Below are 22477 nucleotides of genomic sequence, written 5' to 3'. Positions count from 1 at the left end.
CTTTTTCGAAAACTTTGTGAACGAATGAACATAAGTTTGTGATAGAATGAACAAGTTCGATATTTGAAAGGAGCTGCAGTGATGAAGAAATCAAAACTTTTTTTGGTCTCCCTCACCTCGATCATAGCTGTGCTGTTGCTTAGCGGCTGTGAAAACAATATGGTGGTATTCAATCCAGAGGGACCAATTGCAAGGCAAATTCTGGAGTTAATCAACTTTTCGATTGCTTTGATGCTACTTGTTACAGTGGTTGTTTTCGGGCTATTCGGATTCATCGTCTGGAAGTATCGTGAAAAGAAAGACAATATGGATTACGAACCACCTGAAGAACACGGCAGCACTGTGCTCGAAATAATTTGGACAGTGATTCCGATATTGATTATCGTAGCTTTGACGATCCCTACTGTTAAGACGATTTACGCTATAGATGAAATCCCTAAAGGATATGAGAATAAAGAACCTCTTGTCATTAACGTTACATCCGCAGATTGGAAATGGATATTCAGCTATCCGGAACAAGGTATCGAAACTGTGAACTATGTGAATATTCCTGAAGACCGCCCGATTGATTTCAGGCTGACTTCTGCAGGTACGATGCAAAGCTTCTGGATCCCTGCTTTAGCGGGCCAAAAGTACACGATGGCAAAAGCTGAAACACAGCTGTATCTAGTGGCAGATAATCCTGGTTCCTATGTTGGAAAGAACACGAACTTCAACGGCCAGGGATATGCGGGCATGGAGTTCGAGGTACTTTCCCAGACACAAGAAGATTGGGATCAATGGATCAAAGACGTAAAAGAAACTGCTCCAAAAATGACATTGCAAGAGTATGAGAAAATGCTCGAGCCTTCCCACCTTGGACGGAAGACATTCTCAAATACTCACCTTGAGTGGGTTGATCACTCTGATCCGCATTCAAAGAACTACACAAATCCAGAAATGTATGACAGAGGACATGGCTGGCCTGGAAAGATCTTTGAGGATAAGGATAATTACAAGAATAAAGATGGAAACAATGAGCATTCAAATCATGGAAACAATGAAGATATGAAACATAAAGAATCCGAAACTGAAGATTCACACGGAGGTGACCACAGTGGGCATTAAGTGGGATGAATTTTTCGTAACAGGTGATCCATTAATTTTCGCATCACAAATCGGGATTGCCCTGACATTAGTTGGTGCATTAGCCGGCCTCACCTATTTTAAAAAATGGAATTATCTTTGGTCGGAATGGTTTACAACTGTTGACCACAAGAAGATTGGGATTATGTATATCCTGCTTGGCGTCGTGATGTTTTTCCGTGGCGGTATTGATGGCTTGATGATGAAAGGCCAGACTGCCGTACCGGAAAATGAATTCCTGAATGCACAGCACTATAACGAGGTATTCACCACTCACGGTGTCATCATGATTCTGTTTGTTGCGATGCCGCTCTTGATCGGTCTCATGAACTTTGTGATTCCTCTCCAGATCGGTGCTCGTGACGTTGCTTTTCCGCAGCTGAACGCCCTTAGCTTTTGGCTTACTGTCAGCGGTGCGGCGTTGTTCAATATTTCATTTATCATCGGCGGATCTCCTGATGCCGGTTGGACTTCCTACTTCCCTCTTGCCGGGAAAGAATTCAGTCCGGGAATAGGAAATAACTTTTACGCAGTGGCCCTGCAAATTGCGGGTGCAGGTACTTTGATGACGGGTATTAACTTCGTTGTCACAGTGTTAAAAATGAGGACTAAAGGCATGACCCTGATGAAGATGCCGATGTTCACATGGACATCTTTCATTACATCCATCATCATCGTAGCCAGCTTCCCTATTTTTACAGTAGCACTTGCCTTGATGACTTTTGACCGCACTTTCGGTACACACTTCTTCACGATTTCCGGAGGCGGCATGGATATGCTCTGGGCGAACTTGTTCTGGCTATGGGGACATCCAGAAGTTTACATCGTGGTGCTCCCGGCATTCGGTATGCTGTCGGATATTATCTCGACTTTTGCCCGTAAAACTTTGTATGGCTATAAGTCAATGGTCATCTCGATTGTTATGATTTCGGTTTTAAGTATGCTCGTTTGGGTTCACCACTTCTTCACAATGGGTAATAGCGCCGGCGTGAACTCTTTCTTCTCGATCACGACGATGGCCATTGCCATCCCGACAGGGGTTAAGGTTTTCAACTGGCTGTTCACGATGAGAAAAGGAAGGATCAAGTTTACGACAGCGATGCTCTGGGCATTGGCGTTCGTTCCTAACTTTGTTATCGGTGGTGTGACAGGAGTCATGCTGGCAATGGCCGCAGCTGACTATCAGTATCACAACACATTATTCCTGGTCGCTCACTTCCACTATGTGTTGATTCCTGGTGTAGTGTTCCCGATTTTTGCAGGTCTTTACTTCTGGTGGCCTAAAATGTTCGGATACATGCTGAACGAAAAGATTGGAAAATGGCATTTCTGGCTGTTCGTTGTTGGATTCAATGTTACATTCATGCCAATGTTCTTCCTTGGACTAGACGGTGCGGTCCGCCGCGCATACACTTACTCAGCTGAGACTGGGTTTGGTCCATTGATGATGATTTCTGCTGTTGGATCAGTGATTCTTGCGGCAGGCTTTGCAGCTCTTGTTTACAACATCTACTGGAGCGCACGTAACGCTGACCGAAATATCGGAAATGACCCATGGGATGCAAGAACGCTTGAGTGGGCAACAGCAACACCTGTACAGCATTATAATTTTGCTTCCCTTCCGGAAGTTACAAAGCTTGATGCTTTCTGGCATATGAAAAAGAACAATGAACTTCAGCCACTTACTGAAGATGAGATTGAGGAAATCCATCTGCCAAGCAATACATGGATCCCGATCTACATGGGTGTCATTTTTGGAATCTCTGGATTCTTGCTTGTATTTGAATGGACGATCGCAGCTGGAATTGCCGCTTTAGGTATTCTCGCTGGACTTGCCTTCCGTTCATTCGATTACGATGAAGGATTCCATGTCCACAAGGATGAAATCTTTGAAACAGAAAGTAAATGGAGAAAAAGCGCGAAAAAAGGAGTGAAGAACCATGTCAGCTAAAGTCAATGCCGCTTTGCCGCTTGAATACCAGACAGAACAAAACAGGATGAATATCCTTGGATTCTGGGTATTCCTTGGAGCGGAAATCGTTCTCTTCGCTACCCTTTTCGGAGTGTATGGAGTGCTAGGTGAGCGTTATGCCGGCGGACCGACACAGAAGGATATCTTCATAGTAAAAGATGTTATGATTCAAACGTTTTTGCTGCTGACAAGCAGCTTTACAATGGGTATCTCAATCTTTGAAATGCGAAGAAGCAATATAAAAGGCATGCTTATGTGGCTAGTTTTCACTCTGCTGCTGGGCGGCGGATTCCTTTTCATGGAGATTCGCGAATTCATACACTATGTCCATGAAGGTGCAACGATGCAGACAAGCGCGTTCCTATCCAGCTTCTTCGTTCTTCTGGGAACGCACGGGTTACACGTTACCATTGGGATTGGCTGGGCAATCCTGTTGATCATTCAAATATTGCAGCGAGGATTGACACCCATTACAGCCCGTAAAGCATTCATCTTCGGACTATACTGGCACTTCCTTGACGTCGTCTGGATCTTCATCTTTACATTTGTTTATTTACAAGGGTTGGTGATGTAATATGGATAATCATTCAAAAGGCTTACCAATCAGCCATGTCATTGGATTCTTCACGTCCCTTATACTGACCTTCGGCGCAGCATGGATTGCCCTTCAGAGCTCCCTTTCAATGAAGGCGGTAATGTGGATCATTGGCACACTGGCAGTTTTCCAGGCCGGAATCCAGCTATACATGTTCATGCACATCAATGAAGGCGATGATAAAATAACGAATAACATCAATATTCTCTATTCAGCCTTTATCGCTGTCGTCATTGTCGCAGGCTCGATCTGGGTCATGACATCAGGTCACTCACATTAAAATAACGAAACCAGGCATCCTTTCGGGGTGCCTGGTTTTTTGTATGCATATTCGTTTCGATTAAGTCCGGATTACCTGTTTCGTGGTTGTGCCAGTAGGGTTATGTCCGAACTTGCTCCTACTTCGGACAACTTGTTCTTGAATGCCTTCGATTTTGTCCGAACCTGCCCCTACTTCGGACAACTTTCGCTTGAATGCCTTCGATTTTGTCCGAACCTGCCCCTACTTCGGACAACTTTCGCTTGAATGCCTTAAATTTTGTCCGAAGTTGCCTCTACTTGGGATAACTTTCGCTTGAATGTCTTCGATTTTGTCCGAAGTTGCCTCTACTTCAGACAACTTTCGTTTGAATGTCTTCAATTTTGTCCGAAGTTGCCTCTACTTCAGACAGCTTTTGATTGAATGTCTTCGATTTTGTCCGAACCTGTTCCTACTCAGACATCTTTCGCTTCTACGGCCGGGATTTTGTCTGAAGCTTCTCTGCTCCGAATAAAAGAATACGCTTTTTTAAATCTTGGCCATCTCGTTTTTTCGTCCTTTAATCAAACGTAAACGAGGCAGCTTGCCTTCTTTCCTGAATAAAGAAAACATCGCAAAGTTAAATGCTGCAAGGAACAGCGAGAGGACAGCATGCTGAAATCCGTGTGATGCCAATGCCAGGAATCCGCTTACAAGACAATACAATCCAACAATTAAATAAAAATACAAAAGAAGTTTTCCCACTTCTCATTCCCCCAACTTTTTCGTATGTAATTTTAATATTAACAGAATTTATAAATAAATGTCACATAATGTTCACAAATTGCTATTTATTTTTTCAAAATTTAGATTTCAAAACTAATTTCAATTTCCTCAAAAAAAAAACAACGGGCGTTTACCCGTTGTTACCTTAATCCATTGTTCTTGTTTTTCGGTAATACAGATTATCCTATTCTTAAAACGATGGTTTGGATAAAGAACAATTACCAACCAGTTTCTGCAATCTTGGTTCATAGTAACTTAAACTCGCAAGAAAGTAACATGTTTCTGGGAAGTGGTGTTCCAGGAACCTGAGATTTGATTTATTTAATATGGTATTTTCCTTGTACTTTGCAACCATTTGCTTAATGAACTGATTCATTTCAAGTGTAGTCTTTCCTACTTCATAGATAAATTCCTGCTGGCGCGCAAAGCCGGGCTGTTTTACCCTTAAATAATTTTTTAAGTGGTGATTTTGGACGATGTATAACTGGAACCTTTTTTTGAATTCTTGCGCGGCCATGTTTGCACCCACTTCAATAGGGTCAAGCAGATTTTCGAAAAGCACAGCATGACCAAGTTGATCTTCAAGCCAAAGATCCATTATTTGTGTAATTGACAGCCGAACTGGTTCCTGGCCTTCTACTAGATAGCTCAGTATCCGTAAATATTCCTGATTTTCACTTAAAGTACCGTTTAAATAAGTAGGTGACAAATTCAAGTTGACTTTATTGTCGATACGGAGCGATTGCAAAGCGCCTTCAAAATCATAATAATTTTTGGCAAGCTTCCATGCTCTTCTTGAAAAATCAATCATTTGACTATCCTGGTAACCAGCATCACGAGGAATTGTTTTTAACTTTGTTAAAAGATTGTCATATAAGCCGATGAATTGGTTGGCGATTTTTACATACTCACTCTCGGCTGGCGATAACCCATCCCTGACAAAATAAGCATGATCACGCAGCATTTCAAGCCAAAATGATTGTTCATCCCACAGAGAAATCATTTCCTTTCCCCCTCCTTTTACCCTACTTATACTTACTGTTCAAAAGAAGGAGAAATGATGGCCAGCAGAAATTTTTAAATGGACTCATCTTTTACCCTAAATTGAAGATACTAAGAAGAATCAAATTCAATTCTCTTCCAAAAGGTGTTGCTAATGAAAAACTTAAAACTTTACATATTTTTAATGGCTGTCCTGCCCTGGCTCTCATTGCCCCTTCTTGGTAAACAAACGTTCAAAAAATTTCTCCCTGGAACATTGTTCATGGGAATATATTTAATGTTTGAAGGAAGATTGGCTGAAAGGAGAAAGTGGTGGTGGTTTCCGTTCAAGGTCAAACCGAACGTTATAGGTGAACTGCCCCTGATATGGGGACCTTTTTTTATAGGATCATTTTGGATCATGAAATATACCTATAAAAAATTCAACTTATATTTATTAGTCAACATCCTGATTGACTCACTATTCACTTATTATGTTTTGGACTTTTTCAAGAAATTTGGTTATGTGTCATTGGTGCGGCTGACAAAATTTCAATTATCAATAGTGTTTTTGATCAAGACCTTTGTTTTATATGGATTCCAGGTATTTTATGACAATGTAGTGAGGGGAATATCGAATAGGACTATCAATAATAAAAACCTAAATGAGCATAATAATAGATAAATCAACAGAAAGTGAGATGAGTGTATGGCAAGACAAGGTATGCGTAACAAGGATCAAACTAGAGAGCAAATAGAAAAGCATGATGAAAGAAATGATATTGAATTGGGCTCCGAGTTCCAGATCGGAAATTCAAAATCACAGAGCCAGAAAAAAAGCGGAAAACAAGTAAATAAGAAATAACGAAATAACAAAGACGTCCATCATTGATTGGGCGTCTTTTCTTGTGAATTACTTTCCCAATAATAAAAGGGATAAATTTCAGGAAGTTTATTTCAATTTTTAGTTTTAGAACATGAATCATCGGGAAGGAACGTAATAAGAATGATAGAGGGAGGTGCTGAAGGTGAGCTTGTTGTACAGCAAGGCAATGGAAGCTTTTAAGAAGGATGCTGAACGGCAGAATGATTTCCAAAAGAATGCAAAAAGAAAGGCGAAAAAATAATCCGCCTTCCAAATTGTTCATTCATCTTCTAGTCATCCCCAAATTGAGGATGATTTTTTTTGTTTTATTCAAGAGCATGTTAACTGTTCCAATGCGTATTGCTGATGGCCTTGAGAATCAGGCTAATAATTGCGGCAAATAGGATCGTTGAAAATAACAATAAGAGCGGGATACCCCTCTGAAGAAAATCCGTTAAAATGATGTTATCAAAGTAAGCAATGACTAAAACCCCTATTATATATAGAAAATGTATCAAGAACGAAATCGACAACGCAGGTTTTAAAACGTTCATTCTATCACTCCATAAAAAATGTTTCTTCTTAAATAATTCCATATTATGTAACCAAAATCCTCTTTTTTCGCCAAATTTCTACTGAACTTTTTAAAGATAATGGCTCTGTTAAACTCGGCTGTTGATTTTCGTTCCAGGCGCTTCGCTTTCCGCGGGCAGTCGGGGAGCCTCCTCGGCGCTTTATGCGCCTGCGGGGTCTCCCCATGACTTGCTGATCCCGCAGGACATTGATTGTGCTTCCTCGAACCCGCCCACGCACGATGGAAATGCGTTAGCATTTTCGGAGGAGTCTACGCGCCTTCCACTACAATCAACAGGCTTTAAAACAACATTGGTCTTTAACAGAGCCAAGATAATAAAAAAGAACGAAATCATGTAGATTTCGTCCTGTTTATTATAAATTCTCAATAAAAACCCTGATTACATCTGCACCGCCAATGAAGGTTCCGAGGGAACTCCCAAGGTTCGCAAGTACGACAATCAGCAATACACGGCTGACCTTATTTCGCCAGAATCCTTTAACACTGAATACATCTTCAGATAATGTCTCAAAGTCCTTGACACTCGGCCTGCGAATATACGCCTGTGTCAATCCTGCAAACCAGCCTGCGGCAAGCAAAGGATTTAAGGAAGTAATCGGCGCAGCTATAAAAGCAGTCAAAATTGTCAGTGGATGGCCCATGGCGATCGCAGCTCCCAGTGCGGAAAGGCTGCCATTCCATAAAATCCAGCTGATAGTCTGGGCAAAACCAGCAGTGGGGTTAGCCAAAAAAGTATAGAGAATAATAGCCAGAATCAATACAGGGATGCTCCAGCCTATGACTTTTGGCCATTTGGATTTCGGCGGAATTGCTCTAAGTTTTTTCAGATCGTGTGACTTTTTGATTTCTTCCTTTATTCCCGGTACGTGGGCCGCACCAAGGACAGCGATGATTTTTTCGCCAGGTGCCTCTTTGATTTTTTGAGCCAGATACTGGTCACGCTCATCAATCAATGGCTTTTTCAGACGCGGAAACGTTTCGGTGAATTCATTCAGCATCGCATTAATCGTATCCTGTTCCTTCAGTTTTTCCAGTTCCTCCTCCGAGATGCTGTCCCGGCTGAAGATGCTTGTGATGATTTGACTTAAAAGTAAAGCTTTTCCTTTCAAACCAAGGTTGCCCCAGATTCGGGAAAAAGTAATCTGGATATTCCGGTCAGCGAGCACAAGTTCTGCGCCAACTTCCTTTGCAGATTCAATTCCCTGAATCATTTCCTGCCCTGCTTTGATTCCAAGCTCCTTCGCCATCCGGTTTTGGAAAGATGAAATAGCGAGATTCATCAATAATAAGGAGGCTCGTTTTTCTTTGATGACCTGGATAATATCCATCTCCTGCCACTTTGAGCCCTCGGTGATTGTTTGATATCGCTGCTCGTCCAACTCAACGCAGACCGAGTCCGGTCTTTCTGCCTCAATGACCTCTTTTACCTGCTCTGCACTGTGTTTAGATACATGAGCAGTTCCAATCAGTATGTATTCCTTGCCATTCATTTCTAATCTCGTAATATTTTCCTCGCCCATAGATACCTTCCTTTTAATAGACCCATGTAAGCCAACTATATGTATTATAGATTTCGAAACATAGTTTATGATTCATTTTACCATTATAACATGAACAATATCCCAAATATAAAGATATTTTACAAGCTTAAATATTTGCCGGGATAGTCTGCACACGTACGAACTGTTTGAACAGAGAAAGACCGCTCAAAAGTTAAAATTCACTTCTGTGCGGTCAGGTTAAAATCTATTTCGAATAGCTTGTTTTTATTGAGGATGATTTCCTGTTACTCATCAATTTTTTCACGATTGGATAAAGAACAGGACCCCACTTTAGAGCCGTTTTGATTAACTTTTTCATGCTTCATCCCTCCTCGAGTCTTAATATGTATATACCCTGACTAAATGAGAGACAATCCTGCATGATTTTGGCAATAGGCAAATTTTACTTTGCAGGAGAAAGTTCGTCTTCCGTCACCCATTGATGGTTGGTCACTTTTTCAGACCCATCAGTCGGCGAAAAATCAACCATATAGACTGTTATTTCTTCGGATGTATCGATGACGGCTTTTGCTCCTTGCATTCCTTCCATATGATTGGTATTGATAGTTGCTTCATCCCCTGGCTTTAATGGCTTGGCTCCGGCATCAAGCAATTCCTCATGGATGACCCACTCATGTCGTTCTACACGGTCTCCCCCATTCTTCGGATCATATGATAAGGAGTAAACGGTGGTGTCATAAGCTCCAACAATCGTCGCTTCCGCCCCATCCATGCCAGGCATGTGATCGTCAGTTATGATTGCCTTGCTGCCAACTTTGTATGTTGGATTTGCGGCTTCCTTCAGGCCTGCAGGTAAATCTCCTGATCCTGAGTGCTCCATATTAGCATGGCTGTTGTGGTTTTCATTATTGGACTTTTCTTGATCACCAGTGCAGGCAGTTAAAAATAAAGCTGTTGTCATTGATATCATTACCAATACAAATTTATTGTTATGTTTCATTCTGTTTCTCCCTCCCATATTTAAGAAATTTATATCATTTATTTATGCAGAAATTATGAAGGTGGATTTACAAAGAGAAAAAATAAGAAATCAATGATGGTTTTCTAATTTGCCATCCTTTGTCTATGCATTCGCATACATACCCGCATTTAACTATGGATACTTTAAATATGAGGTGAGAAGTATGGACTTGCAACGTGTGAAAGAAATATTAGCTGCTGAAAATGAAATCTCTGTCCACTATCACGGAGTACCGATCTGGATTGAAAGCATCGATTCTACTTCGAGCATGGCGATCATCTCGCCAAGAGGAACCCATGAAGAAAGACAGCTTGTCTCTATAGACGGTTTGGATGAAACTAGGTAGGATTTTGATCTTTGCACAAAAAAATCCAGGCCTTTGCGCCTGGATTCATTTTAAAAAGCCCAATCCCCTAAGGGAGTCATTTTACGATCCTGCTTGCAGGACTCGCACACATGAAGCCTCACGGGTTGGAAAAGCTTTTCTTCCCTGTTTTCTGAAACATCCTTCCTTCCGCATACTTCGCAAATTCTCATCCATTTCACCTCATTTTTGATATTGTCAAATGGCTAAGTTCTGTCGCGACTTCTTCTTGTTAACATTGGATTCATTAATACTATTTACAAGCAAGGAAAAATTATTTAAGGATTGCATGATATTTTTTTTAAGGCAATGATTTATGTTTACATAACATTATTATTATTTACTTATGATGATCCTATATCCCATATGTCCGAAAAACTCTTTCAAAACTGTTTCAGCATTGGTTTCAGCTTTTTGTAAAATGCCTGAATCGATGGCTTCCTTCTTGATTTCTTCCTGAGCTAAAGCAGCTAAATCGAATCCTTGATCCCATTGTACTTTTCCGCGTAGAAGGCCTTCATCTGAAAATGTCCTTACCTCATTCATTTTAATGGATGGCTCTTGAATGAATGCAGCCGGAGGCAATGCAATTTCTACAATCTTTTTCTCGTCATCAACCTTTATGTCTTCCTGGTTCATTCCTTCTAAATCTACACCTGCAATTACAGTGGCTGGAACAATTAAAAGCAATTCACGTTTTGTGCCAGGAAGATTCAGGTTTATTTTTTCCCCGAACAACTCATTATCCTCCTGCTCAAGTATTACCTTTACATGAGCCTCAGCTGTCGCGAGTGTTGCCAGGCCATGAACTTGTTCAATAAATACAGTCGATTCAGCTTTTCCTGTACTTCCCGTAACATACCAGACTCCAACACCAATCAATGATGTTAACAATAGCGAAATGAGCAGGATCCTGCTAAAAGTGCTTACCTTCGAACTTCTTGGGAAATTGGCAGCAAGGGCAGTTGATGTTTCCGCTCTTCCCGCCCTTAATTCCGTCAAAAGTTCATCAATTTTATTCATGACTTTTTCCTGCTTGTCCATTTATGTTCTAACCTCCTGTACATTAAAAAATATAAATAATCCTTTTATTCGACAAATGCTTTTTTTAAAAAAAGCTCCATGAAGGAGACATAGTATTTATTACGTCCTAGTTTGGAATAAGTTTCATAAAATGACAGTTTGCGAGTTTTAACAGTTTTATTTCACAAGAATTGGGGGATAGTTAACAATATTCAATCACCAAGAAGGAGGATTTTCAATTTGAGCCAATTAGAAGGAAAGGTCGCTTTTATAACAGGTGCCAGCTCAGGAATCGGAAGAGCGGCGGCGATCAAAGTGGCTAATGAGGGGGCAAAAGTAGCACTGATTGATGTAAAGGAAGAAAACGCCAGGGAAGTAAAAGAGTCAATTGAAGCTGCTGGGGGGAATGCCCTTATAGTCGAATGTGATATAGCCAATCCGACTGAAATGGAACAAAGCTTTCAAATGGTGGCTGATACCTGGGGGAATGTAGATATCGTTTTTGCCAACGCAGGCATAAACGGTGTTATTGCCCCAATTGAAGACCTGACAGTAGAGGATTGGGACGAAACCATCAACACGAACCTCCGAGGGACTTTTCTTACTGTAAAATATGCCATACCGCATATGAAGAAGAATGGCGGCAGCATCATCATCACAAGCTCCATCAACGGTAACAGGATATATAAGAATTTTGGTATGTCCGCCTACAGCACTTCTAAAATAGGACAAACAGGCTTCGGCAAAATGGCGGCACTTGAACTCGCACAGTATAAAATAAGAGTCAATGTCATCTGTCCGGGAGCGATTGAAACCAATATAGGGAAAAACACATTTCCTCAAGAGGATGAACTTGAGAAAATCAAAATTCCGGTCGAATATCCAGAAGGCAACCAGCCACTTGAAGAAAATGCCGGAAAACCGGAACAAGTAGCAGATCTTGTCTTCTTTCTAGCATCTGATCTGTCCTCGCACATAACTGGCACAGAAGTCTATATAGATGGAGCAGAGTCGCTTTTATAATAGCTTCATGAAAAAATGCTCAGGCTTTCCTGAGCATTTTTACTTGTTGATTATTCCATAATGAACTAAATCTTCATATCGGTCATCTTTCCTGATGTGGTCGGTTAAAGTCCCTTCTTCTTTCATTCCCAACTTCACCAAAACCCGTGCAGAAGCCGGATTTGAACCGAAGCAGCGAGCAAATACTTTATGTAATTTCTTTTCTTCGAAAGCAAATTGAAGCACCGCTTCCGCTGCCTCTGTTGCATAACCTTTTCCCCAAAACTCCTCGCCAATCCAATAAGCTATTTCACCTTGATTGAATCTCTGGTTACATGATAATCCGATAGCACCCAACAGTTGCCCGCTTTCCTTCTCGGTTACAGCAAATTCGTATGATACACCCGCTTCATAATTTTCAAGATGCCTTTCCATCCATGACAAAGCATCTTCTAATGAATATGGATAAGGCAGGTACAAAGTATTATTGTAGATATTAAAATTATTGCAAAGCCTGGCGACTTCTTTCGCATCAGACTGATCAAACATCCGCAGAATCAGTCTTGAAGTTGTGATTGTTTTGTTTTCTTGATCAAAGATCATTTCGTCTCCCCTATCCCATTCAAAATTTTGCCAACTTATTCCCTGTATTCAATCAGCCAGCAGTCACGATATTCTTTTTCATGGAGCCCGTGTTCAGTCAAGAGTTTAACTTTTTTGAAACCGCATTTTTCGTAGCATTTTATCGCACGCGCATTCCACACTTGCGGATCCATGACCACTATGTCAGCATGAAGCTGGTTAATGAGAAATTCCGTCATGGATGTGACCAGACTAGTTCCTATCCCTCTATTCCAATAGTCGACTTCCCCAATAAACTGATCTATTCCAAAAACTTTTTCCGGGCCATACCCATATTCACCTTTTGTTGCCTCGTCCAATTCATAATATTGAATATAGCCTATGGGCTGCCCATCGTACTCAATTATGCATTTAACTTCCTCGTCATCCGCAGCATAAAAAACATTTTCGACTTTTTCTAAATCGAAAGGTTGATCCCGGCCTTCATAGTATTCAAGTACCTTTGGATTTGAAAGCCACTTTGCTAATAAAGGTTTATCTTTTTCTTTTAACCTTCGGACCGATAAACTGCCGTTTTGGAAAAAAACATCCATACTATTTTGAGTCCCATTCTTCAGCCAGAATCCCATAAACAATATGATCCACATAGTGATCATATAACCATTCTGCTTGCCTGATTTTTCCTTCCTCCACAAACCCCAATCTTTCAGGGATGCCTCTGCTCTTTTTATTATCCGCCGCCGCCCTGATTTCAACTTTGTTCAATTTCAAATGGTCAAAGGCGTATTCAGTCAGTGCCCTGGCAACCTTCGTCATAATTCCTTTTCCTTGATATTCATGGCCAATCCAATAGCCGATGTAAGCCGTTTTGTTTGACCAATTGATACTGTTGAAACCTGCAGTTCCAACGATTTCTCCTTCGTATAAAATAACGGTAGTCATGCTATTGTTATCGGCGTAACCTTTCATCGTTCCTTTTAAAAATTCTTTCGTGTCTTCAACCTTAGTTGTAAAGTCCAGCCACGGCAGCCACTCTTTTAAATAATCCCTAGACTTTTCTGTTAGTTCAAATACTCGGTCTGCATCATTTACCTCAGCTAGTTTTAAAGATAGTTGTTCATTTATTTTATAAAGAAACATATGATTTCCTCCTGAATTTTTCACTGATAACTAAATTCATTAAAAAGATTAGATTATAATAAGGTACTATTCGACAAAATTTTCGGTTTTCCTTTTATTGCTAGTGATTTCTTTCAAAGAGAAAGAGCTGCCCACTATTTTGGCAGCTCTTCAAAAACTATCTATAACTTTTCCCCGTTGGTGTTAATCACATCTTTATACCAAAAGAATGACTTTTTCCTCCTCCGTTCCAAAGTTCCGCTGCCATCGTCATGCTTGTCCACATAGATGTAGCCATACCTTTTGGAGAACTCGCCCGTTGACATGCTGACCATATCGATGCATCCCCAGCTCGTATAACCCATCAAGTCGACACCATCTTCAATTGCTTCGCCCATTGCTTTAATATGCTCACGCAAATAGTCAATCCGATAGTCATCGTTTATACTGCCGTCTTTCTCCATTTTGTCATAGGCTCCCAAACCGTTTTCAACGACAAAGAGCGGAATCTGATAGCGATCATATAGTTTGTTCAAACTGATTCGCAATCCAACCGGATCGATTTCCCATCCCCAGTCACTAACTTCCAGGAATGGATTCCTCACACCGCCAATGATATTTCCTTCTGATGCATCATCTTCGGTCTTCTCAATTTTCTCAGTGCGTGACATATAGTAGCTAAACCCGACGTAATCCACGGTGCCCTGCTTTAGTATTTTTAAATCCCCTTCTTCAATCTCTAGTTTAATATTGTGTTCTTTAAAGTATCGATTCATAAAGGGAGGATACTCTCCGCGCACCTGGACATCTCCGCAAAAATAATTGAAGATCTGCTCTTCCTGAAGTGCGTGCAGGACATTTACAGGGTTGCTGTCATAAGGGTAAACCGGCGCGAAAAGGATCATACATCCGATTTGCGAACTTGGAATAATTTCATGGCAGGCTTTAACGGCAATGGCACTTGCTACTAATTGATGATGGTATGCTTGAAATGTTTGCTGGTATCGGTCCTCTTCTTTTTCAATCGAAAAACCAAGGCCATTAATCGGCATCACCAGAGCACTATTGATTTCATTGAACGTCATCCAATACTTAACCTTATCCTTATAACGGGTTAAGATGGTGTTGGCATATCTTTCGAAGAATGTCACCACCTGGCGATTACGCCAGCCTCCATACTCTTTCACCAAATGAAGAGGCATTTCATAGTGGGAAATGGTCACGATTGGCTCAATCCCATGCTTGCGCAATTCATCCAAAACCCGGTCGTAAAATTGAAGACCTTCCTCATTCGGCTCGGCCTCATCGCCATTCGGAAAAATTCTCGTCCAGGCAATCGACATCCTGAATGCCTTGAAACCCATCTCCGCGAACAAAGCAATATCCTCTTTGTATCGATGGTAAAAATCGATCGCTTCATGATTCGGGTAGTATTGATCAGTTTTGATTTCAAAATCGAAACCAGGTTTCGTTAAAATATCGTATCTTGCTTTTCCTCCTGGCAGAACATCCGCGACATTCAGGCCCTTCTTACCTTCGTTGTAGCCCCCTTCAATTTGATTGGCCGCAGTAGCACCGCCCCATAAAAAACCCTCAGGGAATTGATATGTTTTCATTGTTGTGAACCTCCTCGTACTGTTTTGGATGGACAGCTTCCGTATTATGTCTGAATGCGGCACGATTCCGGTTTTACTTCGACGGCTTTTCGCCTGGTAGCATTGAACCTGTGAAGAATCCGGCTTTTTCTGACAGCTATTCCTCTCTAAGGCCCAAACCTGTCTTAAGATAGGCGAACTTATGACAACTTTCCTTCTCAAAACCCCCAAACCTGTCTTAAGATGCGCGAACTTATGACAGCTTTCCTTCTCAAAACCCCCAAACCTGTCTTAAGATAGGCGAACTTATGACAGCTTTCCTTCTCAAATACTCAAACCTGTCTTAAGATAGGCGAACTTGTGACAACTTTCCTTCTCAAAGGCCCGAACCTGTCTTAAGATAGGCGAACTTATGACAGCTTTCCTTCTCAAAGGCCCAAACCTGTCTTAAGATGGGTGAACTTATGACAGCTTTCCTACCCAAAGGCCCAAACCTGTCTTAAGATGGGTGAACTTATGACAGCTTTCCTTCTCAAATACTCAAACCTGTCTTAAGATAGGCGAACTTGTGACAGCTTTCCTTCCTAAAGGCCCAAACCTGTCTTAAATTGAAAGCAAACAAAGTAACTTTCCTGCTTTATTAATCCTCACTACAAATTCTTCCCACCAGCTCAGTAAATCAATCCTACTAAAATTCCTTCTATTAATCAGTTCTAAACCTAGTAACCCGCAAATATGTTAGTGATAGGAACACTACTACTATAGAAAAAGGTGATAGGCTATGTTTGTTGTCCATTTTTTTGAAAACCGAACGGAGCTTTTGAATCAGCTTCGGCAGCAGGTTCCTGCCGTTGGAGAGGACTTGAAGATCAAGGGACGCAAGGGGAAAGTAACAAGTGTGTTGGCAGTTGATGAACAGACTTACCATGTGCAGCTGACACTGGAGTCGAAGGCGAAACAGGCGCAGGCGGCGGCTGATCTGTCCAAAAAGAAAAAGAGGTAATTAAAAAGTGGAGAGCCTCAGAGGGTTCTCCACTTTTTATGAGTCAGCTTCTGTTCAAATAAGCCCAGGCATACTGGGCATATAGCTCTGCGCCAGTACTCAACGCATCTTCATCGATATTGAATTTGCCATGATGGTGAGCCCAATCGGTATCTTTGTCAGGATTGCCGCTTCCAACTAATGCAAAGCTTCCTGGAACCTCATCGAGATAGAAGCTGAAATCCTCCCCGCCCATGGTTGGCTTTTCGTGATAAATGACATCTTCGCCAAAGGCCTCTGCAGCTACCTGCTGGACAAGCCGAGCACTACCTTCGTCATTGATGACTGCTTGAGTGCCACGTGTATATTCCACTTTAGCCGTAGCACCATAAACTGCTGCAACGTTTTCAGCGTAATGTGTCAGCTGTTTCTCGATATGGTCGCGAACTTCAGGGTCGAAACAACGGACTGTTCCTTCTATCACTGCATTCTCGGCAATGACATTGAATCGAGTACCGACAACCATTTTACCGACCGTAAGTACTGCGCCCTGCTGCGGATCAATCGTTCTCGACACTACAGATTGGACATTCATGACAAAGGATGATGCAACCACTGCTGTATCGATACAAGCCTGCGGGATCGCTCCATGGCCGCCTTTTCCTTTGAATGTCACTTTGAACAAATCAGCTGAAGCAAAGGAAGGTCCCGGTGTGCAGCTGACCTTATGCGTCGGCATTTGCGACCAGATATGGATTCCGAAGACGTTGTCCACTCCGTCAACAGCGCCTTGTTTAACAAGAGCCTTTGCGCCCTGTGCAACTTCTTCCGCTGGCTGGAACAATAAACGGACATTTCCAGGCATATCTTCCTTGATCACATTCAATGCTTTAGCCGCGATCATCAGCATGGCGGTATGAGCATCATGGCCGCAAGCATGCATTTTCCCAGCTTCCTTTGAAGCGTACGACAACTCCTTGTTTAGTTCTTCAACTGAAAGTGCATCCATATCCCCTCTTAAGGCGACCGTTTTTCCTGGCTTGCCTCCCTCGATTTCAGCAATAACTCCAGTTGGCTCGGTGCGCCGATACGAAATTCCCAGCTCATCCAGATAAGCGCAAACAAAATCTGTCGTCTTAAACTCTTCCCATGAAAGCTCTGGCTCGCTGTGGAGCTTCCTCCTAATCTTTGTTAATTCGTTATTGTAGCTCTTAATGGCCTCTTTAACTCTATCGTTTATCATTACTCCGCCTCCGTTAAGTTCTTAGCTGTTTCGTAAAAAATCTCTGCCGCTCGAGCTATGTCTTCAGAGTCGGACCATTCTTCCGGACAATGGCTTAATCCATTCTTACTTGGAATAAACAGCATTCCAACATCGGTATAATCGGATAAAACCATTGCATCATGACCTGCGCCGCTATGGATCGAACAATACGGAATTTGCAACGCTTCGCTTTTCTCTTTTAAAAGGGAGCGGATACCTGGGTTCAGTTCTTTCGGCTGGATATATAAGAGTTGCTCAATTGTTATATCAATTCCACTTCCATTAAAAGAATGAACAAGATTCTTTGTTTTTTCGATCACATTCAAGACATGCTCTTCCTTTCCCGACCGAATATCAACCGAGAAAACGACCTGATCAGGGATGACATTGGCGCCATTGGGATAGACATTCAATCGACCGGTGGTAATGACTGTTCCTTGTCCTTCTTCTTCAGCAAGCGCGGGCAATTGAGCGATAATACTAGCCGAGGCCACTAGAGCGTCGGACCGGCGATCCATCGGAGTGGTGCCTGCGTGTCCCGCCTGCCCTTTAACAGTCACTTCCAGTTGTGTCAGTCCTACAATCGCTTCTACAACTCCAATTGGTATATCCTTTTCTTCTAAAATAGGACCTTGTTCAATATGTAATTCAAGAAATGCTTTCATCGTTTTCGAATCTCTTTTTTTAGGGAGCGATGGGTCAAGCCCAATGCCACTCATTGCTTCGATTGTGGATACACCATTATGGTCTCTCAGGCTCTTAAACTCTTCCTCTCCAAGCAATCCGACCATTCCGCGGGAACCCATGAGCCCTCCGCCAAACCTTGCTCCTTCTTCCTCTACCAAGGCAACGATTTCAAGAGGATACTTCGGCCTCATTTTGTTTTTTGCAAAGAGTGCTGCTACCTCAAGCGCCGCAACGACTCCTGCGGGACCATCATATGAACCCCCGTGAGGGACCGAGTCAAAATGAGACCCGACCATCACACTAGGCGCGTCCTTTATAGTTCCTTCCAGTTTGCCAAAAATATTGCCAAATCCATCTTCTCTAACCTGCAATCCGTACTCTTTCATTTTCGCTTTAATATAATTGCGAGTTTTTAAATCCTCCTGGCTGTATGTCAGCCTTGTCGTCCCTTTTCCGGGAGTTGCGGTGTACTCACTGATTTGATCGATATGCTGTTGAATGCGTTCCTTTAATTCTAGCAATCTCATTCGCCTCTTTTCCTACAAGAATCCTACGAAGATACCGGCAAGTACAACCGATACGATCGTGACGGTGACAAATCCGCCCACAAGCATCGGCGGAAGCATATGACTGGTCAAAGCTTCTCTTTCTTTTTCATCCTCAGTCAATGAATTGATGACTTCATTGGTGATGATGTAATCTGCTGGGAAACCATAAAGTGCAGTCAATGATACAGCAAAGGCCATTTCTTTGCTCACCTTTAAAATCTTGCCGACGATGAATGAAAAAATGTACATTCCAGTGATGCCCAGAACGATTGCTCCAATCAGGGGAACCATAATTTCAAGAAGCATTCCTGGCGTTGCCTGCTTCAGTCCATCGAAAATGAATAACATCAGGACAAGAATCGCGATTCCAAATCCGTTTGCTTTTTGCAGGGCCTGTTTCTCAAGGAATCCTACGCTTGTCCCGATGACACCAAATAAAAGTGCCAGTACAAACGGACTCACCGAGACGATTGGTGCCAGAAGTGTAGATGTTTGGTATGCCAGAAAAGCGACCAAAGAGAGTCTGAAAAACTTAAAGAATTGCGTGTTGTATTTCTCTGGCAGGTTTTTAAACATTTTCAATTCAACAGGTTTCGCTGGGGCCTCTACGGTTGCGGCTACTTCAGCTGCTGCCAGGCTTCCCTCGCGATACTGCTTTAAAATCCTTTTTCCTTCTTTTTTTAGAACGAGTGAGGTTAATGGGTATCCCGCAAATCCCTGCATGACATAAATAACGATGGCGAATACGGATAGTGTTGCGAGTCCAGCTTCTTTTGCCCCTTCAGACATGATCAAGGCGGATACGACTCCACCAACCAAAGGCGGAACGGCAACGACCATTGTCTGGAATCCAAAGATGAGCGTACCAACACTCAATAATACGGCTACTATTCCTAAAATACCTGATAGAGCGATAACGATGGTTTTCCATTGATTTTTCAATTCCTGGATCGAAAGCAATGTTCCCATATTTGTAATTAACAAGTACATCATCATGACCGCTACTGCCGATGGCACACCAGCCAGTGAAACGATCTCTTTTGGGAAAAACGTCCAGTACCCAATCAGGAATAGTACTGCTGACACGAACATGGATGGAATCCATGCCTTAGTCCTTACTGCTACTAAATCTCCTACTAATAAAATGAATACAACAATAACTAAAGCTAACATCTGTGACATCATGAATCCCCCCATTATCTTTTTTACTTAAACGCTTCGCTTTACGAAAGGAAAAAAGTATTAGGTACGATAATAGTATAGATATAATATTCAGTCAATTATAAATTTTATAATTTTTAAAAGAAAGCGGTTACTTACCTCATTTGGTTCCTAAGGCCTATATTGATGCAAATAAAAAAGCGAACCGCTATTAAAGCGGCTCGCCTTTGGGATTTATCTTTTTAATCAGGATCCTTAGTTTTCAGGGAAACCGCCAGTGGCTTTTTATCCAAACAGTATTCCAGCAAGACGATTTTGCCTTCAAGTTCCAGGTGTTTTGCCAGGGCGATTACTTCTTCTCCTTCTTCTGTTGAGGAAACAGACGAAATCTCTAAGCTGCCATTACTATTCTTGATTTGGTTTAATAGCTCTTCTTTTGACATTTTTTCTTTCGTCTTCATTTTTATCACCCCTTGTTAGGATTACCTTTCTTTACCCAGGAGTGACACCGGCGAATCTAGGAAATTAATATCTTTTTTGGAAAAATAAACCTCGAGTAGATCAGCAGTTGCAAATCATTAATACGTTTCCATCAGGATCTTTGAAATTGAAGTACGCAAAATCACCAATGCGTTCGATTTCTTTAGTAACGATAATTCCATTTAATTTTACAAAGCGGTAAGCCTCATCAACATCATCCACTAGGAAATTAAATAGAACATGGTCGGAAGGCTTCAGGTTAAAGCCCGGGTCGAATGTGTGATCATCCAAAGTTAACCCGGTTTCAGACATTACAGGGATATTATGAACGGGTGATTCTATTTTTTCGGCATCAAATGAAATCCCCAGAAGGTTGTAATACCATTTTGCAGATTCTTTCAAGTTGCTCACGTGGATAAAAACATTGTTAACTTTATTGAAAAGTGGTGATTTCAAAACGACTCCCCCTAAGTTTTAATAATCTAACGGATGATCTCCATATCTTTCCTATAAAGCAGGAAACCTCTTTTTCAAACCTTCTTCATCATCTTCATCCCAGTCCAATTCTATTTCAGGAGGGATGGCTTTGTCCCCAGTCAATTTTTCATATAAATCATAATAATCCTCATAGTCCAGCCCTGTCTTTTCTTCATAGGCAATACTTGCGGCACTTATCAAGTCCTCTAACTGCGGGACATCCTCTTCTTCCTCAATGACTTTTAGATGGGGGATGATTTTTTCGGGATTACTTATGACTGTTTCGTATGTCTCTTTCCCCTGAAATAGCAGCCATGCTCTGAAATAATCAAAGGAATCATCAGAAGCTCCTCCCATGATGATATAGGCTGCTGCCCACAAATCGGACGTGTATGACTTCTTATAGTATTGATTAAAAAAATAATCGAACATGACAATTTCCTTGACTGGCTTTCTTATTAAATGGCTCACCAGCCATTCAATCTGTTCTTCAGAATCTTCCCCTTTTTGCTTGGCGGTCTTAAGAATCTCCCAAAATAGGATTTCAGACATAGAGCATTCCTTCACAACCTGATCAACTGGACCAGCCGGAGTATAGCCTTTCTTCATTTTTGATTTAATCAGTTTATCTGCATCCTTTTGACAGGCTTCTTCAGTTTCAAAATTTTTCACTTTCACAGCTCCTACGGTTCCAATTTTTCCATAGGTAAGCGTATAACTTTTTCCGGAAACTTGGATTTTCCAAAACTTATTAGAAGAACCATCTTTATAAATGAGCGTTGTGACCATCGCAATCACACTCCTGCTGTCTTATTTCCGGTTAGGATGTTTCCTGTCCTGGATGTCATCCTGTCCGAGCCGGCATCTTCTATTAACTTGTTGTAACTGAATTTATCTCTTTTAAACAAACGCTCTATTTCCATTTCAAGCTCCTCTAGTAATGGAAACGTAGACGAATGGCCAAGGCTTTTCAACACATTCCTGTAATACCATTCTTGTTGGTCTTGTCCGCGTTTGAATCTGCTCCAAACTTCTTCGCCACATTGTTCTACGTCCTGGCGTATGGACCTGACATTGTGCAATTTGTCTGCACAAGCTACTACGCGTATTTCTTCACATGCAGTCCTCAGAAACTCGATTGTGTGCTGCTTGCGCTCTTCCCAGGATAGAGACTTGTCGGGCTCTGAACAACCTTGGACGATTATCGCAATTTCCTTTCCAAAATCACGCTCTAAATCTGATAAGGTTAAATCCGTATCTTCTACTGTGTCATGAAGAATTCCTGCTGCTATCATTTCATTGGGATATCCTGCTTTTTGTAAAATCATGCCCACTGCCACAGGGTGAACAATATAAGGTATATACGTATTTTTCCGATATTGCCCTTCATGTGCCAAAGCAGCAATTTGCAAGGCTTTGTCGATTAGTTCCATTCCCTTCTGCCTCCAGTTTTTTCATATACTTTAATAACTTCTTTAATCGATCAGTAATTCCTTCCAATGAAAAATGGAAA

General features: G+C 41.6%; 25 protein-coding genes. 8 read left to right on the top strand and 17 right to left on the bottom strand.

The window, feature by feature from the left end; genetic code table 11:
- Positions 1-81 precede the first annotated feature (81 nt).
- Genes qoxA through qoxD form a run of 4 tightly spaced genes read left to right on the top strand, consistent with a single transcriptional unit; the run spans position 82 to position 3972 of the window.
- Positions 82-1107, top strand: a complete 1026-nt coding sequence (gene qoxA, locus LGO15_RS12430) for a cytochrome aa3 quinol oxidase subunit II (RefSeq protein WP_167830726.1) — start codon at positions 82-84, stop codon at positions 1105-1107.
- Positions 1097-3076, top strand: a complete 1980-nt coding sequence (qoxB, locus tag LGO15_RS12425) for a cytochrome aa3 quinol oxidase subunit I (RefSeq protein WP_226084929.1) — start codon at positions 1097-1099, stop codon at positions 3074-3076. The genes qoxA and qoxB overlap by 11 nt, the downstream gene beginning before the upstream one ends.
- Entirely contained in the window at positions 3066-3671 is a 606-nt protein-coding gene (qoxC, locus tag LGO15_RS12420; RefSeq protein WP_226084928.1) for a cytochrome aa3 quinol oxidase subunit III, read from the top strand. The genes qoxB and qoxC overlap by 11 nt, the downstream gene beginning before the upstream one ends.
- Position 3672: 1 nt before the next feature.
- Positions 3673-3972 (top strand): cytochrome aa3 quinol oxidase subunit IV, encoded by a 300-nt coding sequence (gene qoxD / locus LGO15_RS12415; protein WP_226084927.1) that lies wholly within the window; start codon positions 3673-3675, stop codon positions 3970-3972.
- Positions 3973-4479: 507 nt separating this feature from the next.
- Here qoxD and LGO15_RS12410 read toward each other — a convergent pair.
- Positions 4480-4695: a hypothetical protein gene (locus tag LGO15_RS12410; RefSeq protein WP_226084926.1), complete on the bottom strand. Its 216-nt coding sequence runs from the start codon at positions 4693-4695 to the stop codon at positions 4480-4482.
- Between the two features lie 211 nt (positions 4696-4906).
- Positions 4907-5719: a DUF2935 domain-containing protein gene (locus tag LGO15_RS12405; RefSeq protein ID WP_226084925.1), complete on the bottom strand. Its 813-nt coding sequence runs from the start codon at positions 5717-5719 to the stop codon at positions 4907-4909.
- A 687-nt stretch (positions 5720-6406) separates the two neighbouring features.
- Between LGO15_RS12405 and LGO15_RS12400 the strand changes: the two genes are divergently transcribed.
- Positions 6407-6562 (top strand): hypothetical protein, encoded by a 156-nt coding sequence (locus tag LGO15_RS12400; protein ID WP_167830720.1) that lies wholly within the window; start codon positions 6407-6409, stop codon positions 6560-6562.
- Between the two features lie 341 nt (positions 6563-6903).
- On the opposite strand, the gene LGO15_RS12395 is transcribed toward LGO15_RS12400, so the two are convergent.
- The 3 genes from LGO15_RS12395 to LGO15_RS12385 form a co-directional block, all read right to left on the bottom strand.
- The gene (locus LGO15_RS12395) at positions 6904-7116 is read right to left on the bottom strand and encodes a hypothetical protein (RefSeq protein ID WP_167830719.1); all 213 of its coding nucleotides are present in this window, start codon (positions 7114-7116) and stop codon (positions 6904-6906) included.
- Between the two features lie 394 nt (positions 7117-7510).
- Positions 7511-8677 carry a TraB/GumN family protein gene (locus LGO15_RS12390; protein WP_226084924.1) on the bottom strand — a complete coding sequence of 389 codons (1167 nt, stop codon included), beginning with the start codon at positions 8675-8677 and terminating at the stop codon, positions 7511-7513.
- A gap of 424 nt (positions 8678-9101) precedes the next feature.
- On the bottom strand, positions 9102-9659 hold the full coding sequence (locus tag LGO15_RS12385) for a YdhK family protein (protein ID WP_167830717.1): 558 nt from the start codon (positions 9657-9659) through the stop codon (positions 9102-9104).
- A 184-nt stretch (positions 9660-9843) separates the two neighbouring features.
- Here LGO15_RS12385 and LGO15_RS12380 point away from each other — a divergent pair, with 184 nt between their 5' ends.
- A complete protein-coding gene (locus LGO15_RS12380) occupies positions 9844-10026 on the top strand; it encodes an H-type small acid-soluble spore protein (RefSeq protein WP_167830716.1) in 183 nt (60 codons plus the stop codon).
- 354 nt (positions 10027-10380) lie between these two features.
- Here LGO15_RS12380 and LGO15_RS12375 read toward each other — a convergent pair whose 3' ends face one another.
- Complete coding sequence (locus tag LGO15_RS12375; protein ID WP_226084923.1) at positions 10381-11088, bottom strand: DUF4230 domain-containing protein; 708 nt, start codon at positions 11086-11088, stop codon at positions 10381-10383.
- Between the two features lie 219 nt (positions 11089-11307).
- Here LGO15_RS12375 and LGO15_RS12370 point away from each other — a divergent pair, with 219 nt between their 5' ends.
- Complete coding sequence (locus tag LGO15_RS12370; protein WP_167830714.1) at positions 11308-12090, top strand: SDR family oxidoreductase; 783 nt, start codon at positions 11308-11310, stop codon at positions 12088-12090.
- A 39-nt stretch (positions 12091-12129) separates the two neighbouring features.
- Here the strand turns inward: LGO15_RS12370 and LGO15_RS12365 are convergent, their stop codons facing one another.
- The 4 genes from LGO15_RS12365 to LGO15_RS12350 form a co-directional block, all read right to left on the bottom strand.
- Positions 12130-12672, bottom strand: coding sequence for a GNAT family N-acetyltransferase (locus tag LGO15_RS12365; protein ID WP_167830713.1), 543 nt, complete (start codon positions 12670-12672; stop codon positions 12130-12132).
- A gap of 35 nt (positions 12673-12707) precedes the next feature.
- On the bottom strand, positions 12708-13244 hold the full coding sequence (locus LGO15_RS12360) for a GNAT family N-acetyltransferase (RefSeq protein ID WP_413231400.1): 537 nt from the start codon (positions 13242-13244) through the stop codon (positions 12708-12710).
- 1 nt (position 13245) lies between these two features.
- Complete coding sequence (locus LGO15_RS12355; RefSeq protein WP_226084922.1) at positions 13246-13791, bottom strand: GNAT family N-acetyltransferase; 546 nt, start codon at positions 13789-13791, stop codon at positions 13246-13248.
- Positions 13792-13952: 161 nt separating this feature from the next.
- On the bottom strand, positions 13953-15386 hold the full coding sequence (locus LGO15_RS12350; RefSeq protein WP_226084921.1) for a glycoside hydrolase family 1 protein: 1434 nt from the start codon (positions 15384-15386) through the stop codon (positions 13953-13955).
- 760 nt (positions 15387-16146) lie between these two features.
- Between LGO15_RS12350 and LGO15_RS12345 the strand changes: the two genes are divergently transcribed.
- The gene (locus tag LGO15_RS12345; RefSeq protein WP_167830710.1) at positions 16147-16368 is read left to right on the top strand and encodes a hypothetical protein; all 222 of its coding nucleotides are present in this window, start codon (positions 16147-16149) and stop codon (positions 16366-16368) included.
- A gap of 43 nt (positions 16369-16411) precedes the next feature.
- Here LGO15_RS12345 and LGO15_RS12340 read toward each other — a convergent pair whose 3' ends face one another.
- The 7 genes from LGO15_RS12340 to LGO15_RS12310 form a co-directional block, all read right to left on the bottom strand.
- A complete protein-coding gene (locus LGO15_RS12340) occupies positions 16412-17590 on the bottom strand; it encodes an amidohydrolase (protein WP_226084920.1) in 1179 nt (392 codons plus the stop codon).
- Entirely contained in the window at positions 17590-18825 is a 1236-nt protein-coding gene (locus LGO15_RS12335; RefSeq protein ID WP_226084919.1) for a Zn-dependent hydrolase, read from the bottom strand. The genes LGO15_RS12340 and LGO15_RS12335 overlap by 1 nt, the downstream gene beginning before the upstream one ends.
- 12 nt (positions 18826-18837) lie before the next feature.
- Positions 18838-20028: a hypothetical protein gene (locus LGO15_RS12330; RefSeq protein ID WP_226087884.1), complete on the bottom strand. Its 1191-nt coding sequence runs from the start codon at positions 20026-20028 to the stop codon at positions 18838-18840.
- 221 nt (positions 20029-20249) lie between these two features.
- Positions 20250-20468 carry a hypothetical protein gene (locus tag LGO15_RS12325; RefSeq protein WP_167830707.1) on the bottom strand — a complete coding sequence of 73 codons (219 nt, stop codon included), beginning with the start codon at positions 20466-20468 and terminating at the stop codon, positions 20250-20252.
- 100 nt (positions 20469-20568) lie between these two features.
- A complete protein-coding gene (locus LGO15_RS12320; RefSeq protein ID WP_226084918.1) occupies positions 20569-20943 on the bottom strand; it encodes a VOC family protein in 375 nt (124 codons plus the stop codon).
- Positions 20944-20994: 51 nt separating this feature from the next.
- Positions 20995-21753: a DUF4240 domain-containing protein gene (locus LGO15_RS12315; protein WP_226087784.1), complete on the bottom strand. Its 759-nt coding sequence runs from the start codon at positions 21751-21753 to the stop codon at positions 20995-20997.
- Positions 21754-21758: 5 nt separating this feature from the next.
- Entirely contained in the window at positions 21759-22397 is a 639-nt protein-coding gene (locus tag LGO15_RS12310; RefSeq protein ID WP_318999839.1) for an HD domain-containing protein, read from the bottom strand.
- Positions 22398-22477 lie beyond the last annotated feature (80 nt).

Origin of the sequence: Mesobacillus sp. S13 (assembly GCF_020422885.1) — a bacterium.
Taxonomy (GTDB): Bacteria; Bacillota; Bacilli; order Bacillales; family Cytobacillaceae; genus Mesobacillus; species Mesobacillus selenatarsenatis_A.
This window is presented reverse-complemented; position numbering and strand designations above follow the sequence as displayed.

Excerpts from the sequence above, each read along its gene's own strand:
- qoxA (WP_167830726.1), top strand. The coding sequence starts at position 82 with ATGAAGAAATCAAAACTTTTTTTGGTCTCCCTCACCTCGATCATAGCT.
- qoxC (WP_226084928.1), top strand. The coding sequence starts at position 3,066 with ATGTCAGCTAAAGTCAATGCCGCTTTGCCGCTTGAATACCAGACAGAA.
- qoxD (WP_226084927.1), top strand. The coding sequence starts at position 3,673 with ATGGATAATCATTCAAAAGGCTTACCAATCAGCCATGTCATTGGATTC.
- LGO15_RS12405 (WP_226084925.1), bottom strand. The coding sequence starts at position 5,719 with ATGATTTCTCTGTGGGATGAACAATCATTTTGGCTTGAAATGCTGCGT.
- LGO15_RS12400 (WP_167830720.1), top strand. The coding sequence starts at position 6,407 with ATGGCAAGACAAGGTATGCGTAACAAGGATCAAACTAGAGAGCAAATA.
- LGO15_RS12395 (WP_167830719.1), bottom strand. The coding sequence starts at position 7,116 with ATGAACGTTTTAAAACCTGCGTTGTCGATTTCGTTCTTGATACATTTT.
- LGO15_RS12390 (WP_226084924.1), bottom strand. The coding sequence starts at position 8,677 with ATGGGCGAGGAAAATATTACGAGATTAGAAATGAATGGCAAGGAATAC.
- LGO15_RS12385 (WP_167830717.1), bottom strand. The coding sequence starts at position 9,659 with ATGAAACATAACAATAAATTTGTATTGGTAATGATATCAATGACAACA.
- LGO15_RS12380 (WP_167830716.1), top strand. The coding sequence starts at position 9,844 with ATGGACTTGCAACGTGTGAAAGAAATATTAGCTGCTGAAAATGAAATC.
- LGO15_RS12375 (WP_226084923.1), bottom strand. The coding sequence starts at position 11,088 with ATGGACAAGCAGGAAAAAGTCATGAATAAAATTGATGAACTTTTGACG.
- LGO15_RS12365 (WP_167830713.1), bottom strand. The coding sequence starts at position 12,672 with ATGATCTTTGATCAAGAAAACAAAACAATCACAACTTCAAGACTGATT.
- LGO15_RS12360 (WP_413231400.1), bottom strand. The coding sequence starts at position 13,244 with ATGGATGTTTTTTTCCAAAACGGCAGTTTATCGGTCCGAAGGTTAAAA.
- LGO15_RS12355 (WP_226084922.1), bottom strand. The coding sequence starts at position 13,791 with ATGTTTCTTTATAAAATAAATGAACAACTATCTTTAAAACTAGCTGAG.
- LGO15_RS12350 (WP_226084921.1), bottom strand. The coding sequence starts at position 15,386 with ATGAAAACATATCAATTCCCTGAGGGTTTTTTATGGGGCGGTGCTACT.
- LGO15_RS12345 (WP_167830710.1), top strand. The coding sequence starts at position 16,147 with ATGTTTGTTGTCCATTTTTTTGAAAACCGAACGGAGCTTTTGAATCAG.
- LGO15_RS12340 (WP_226084920.1), bottom strand. The coding sequence starts at position 17,590 with ATGATAAACGATAGAGTTAAAGAGGCCATTAAGAGCTACAATAACGAA.
- LGO15_RS12335 (WP_226084919.1), bottom strand. The coding sequence starts at position 18,825 with ATGAGATTGCTAGAATTAAAGGAACGCATTCAACAGCATATCGATCAA.
- LGO15_RS12330 (WP_226087884.1), bottom strand. The coding sequence starts at position 20,028 with ATGTCACAGATGTTAGCTTTAGTTATTGTTGTATTCATTTTATTAGTA.
- LGO15_RS12325 (WP_167830707.1), bottom strand. The coding sequence starts at position 20,468 with ATGAAGACGAAAGAAAAAATGTCAAAAGAAGAGCTATTAAACCAAATC.
- LGO15_RS12315 (WP_226087784.1), bottom strand. The coding sequence starts at position 21,753 with ATGGTCACAACGCTCATTTATAAAGATGGTTCTTCTAATAAGTTTTGG.
- LGO15_RS12310 (WP_318999839.1), bottom strand. The coding sequence starts at position 22,397 with ATGGAACTAATCGACAAAGCCTTGCAAATTGCTGCTTTGGCACATGAA.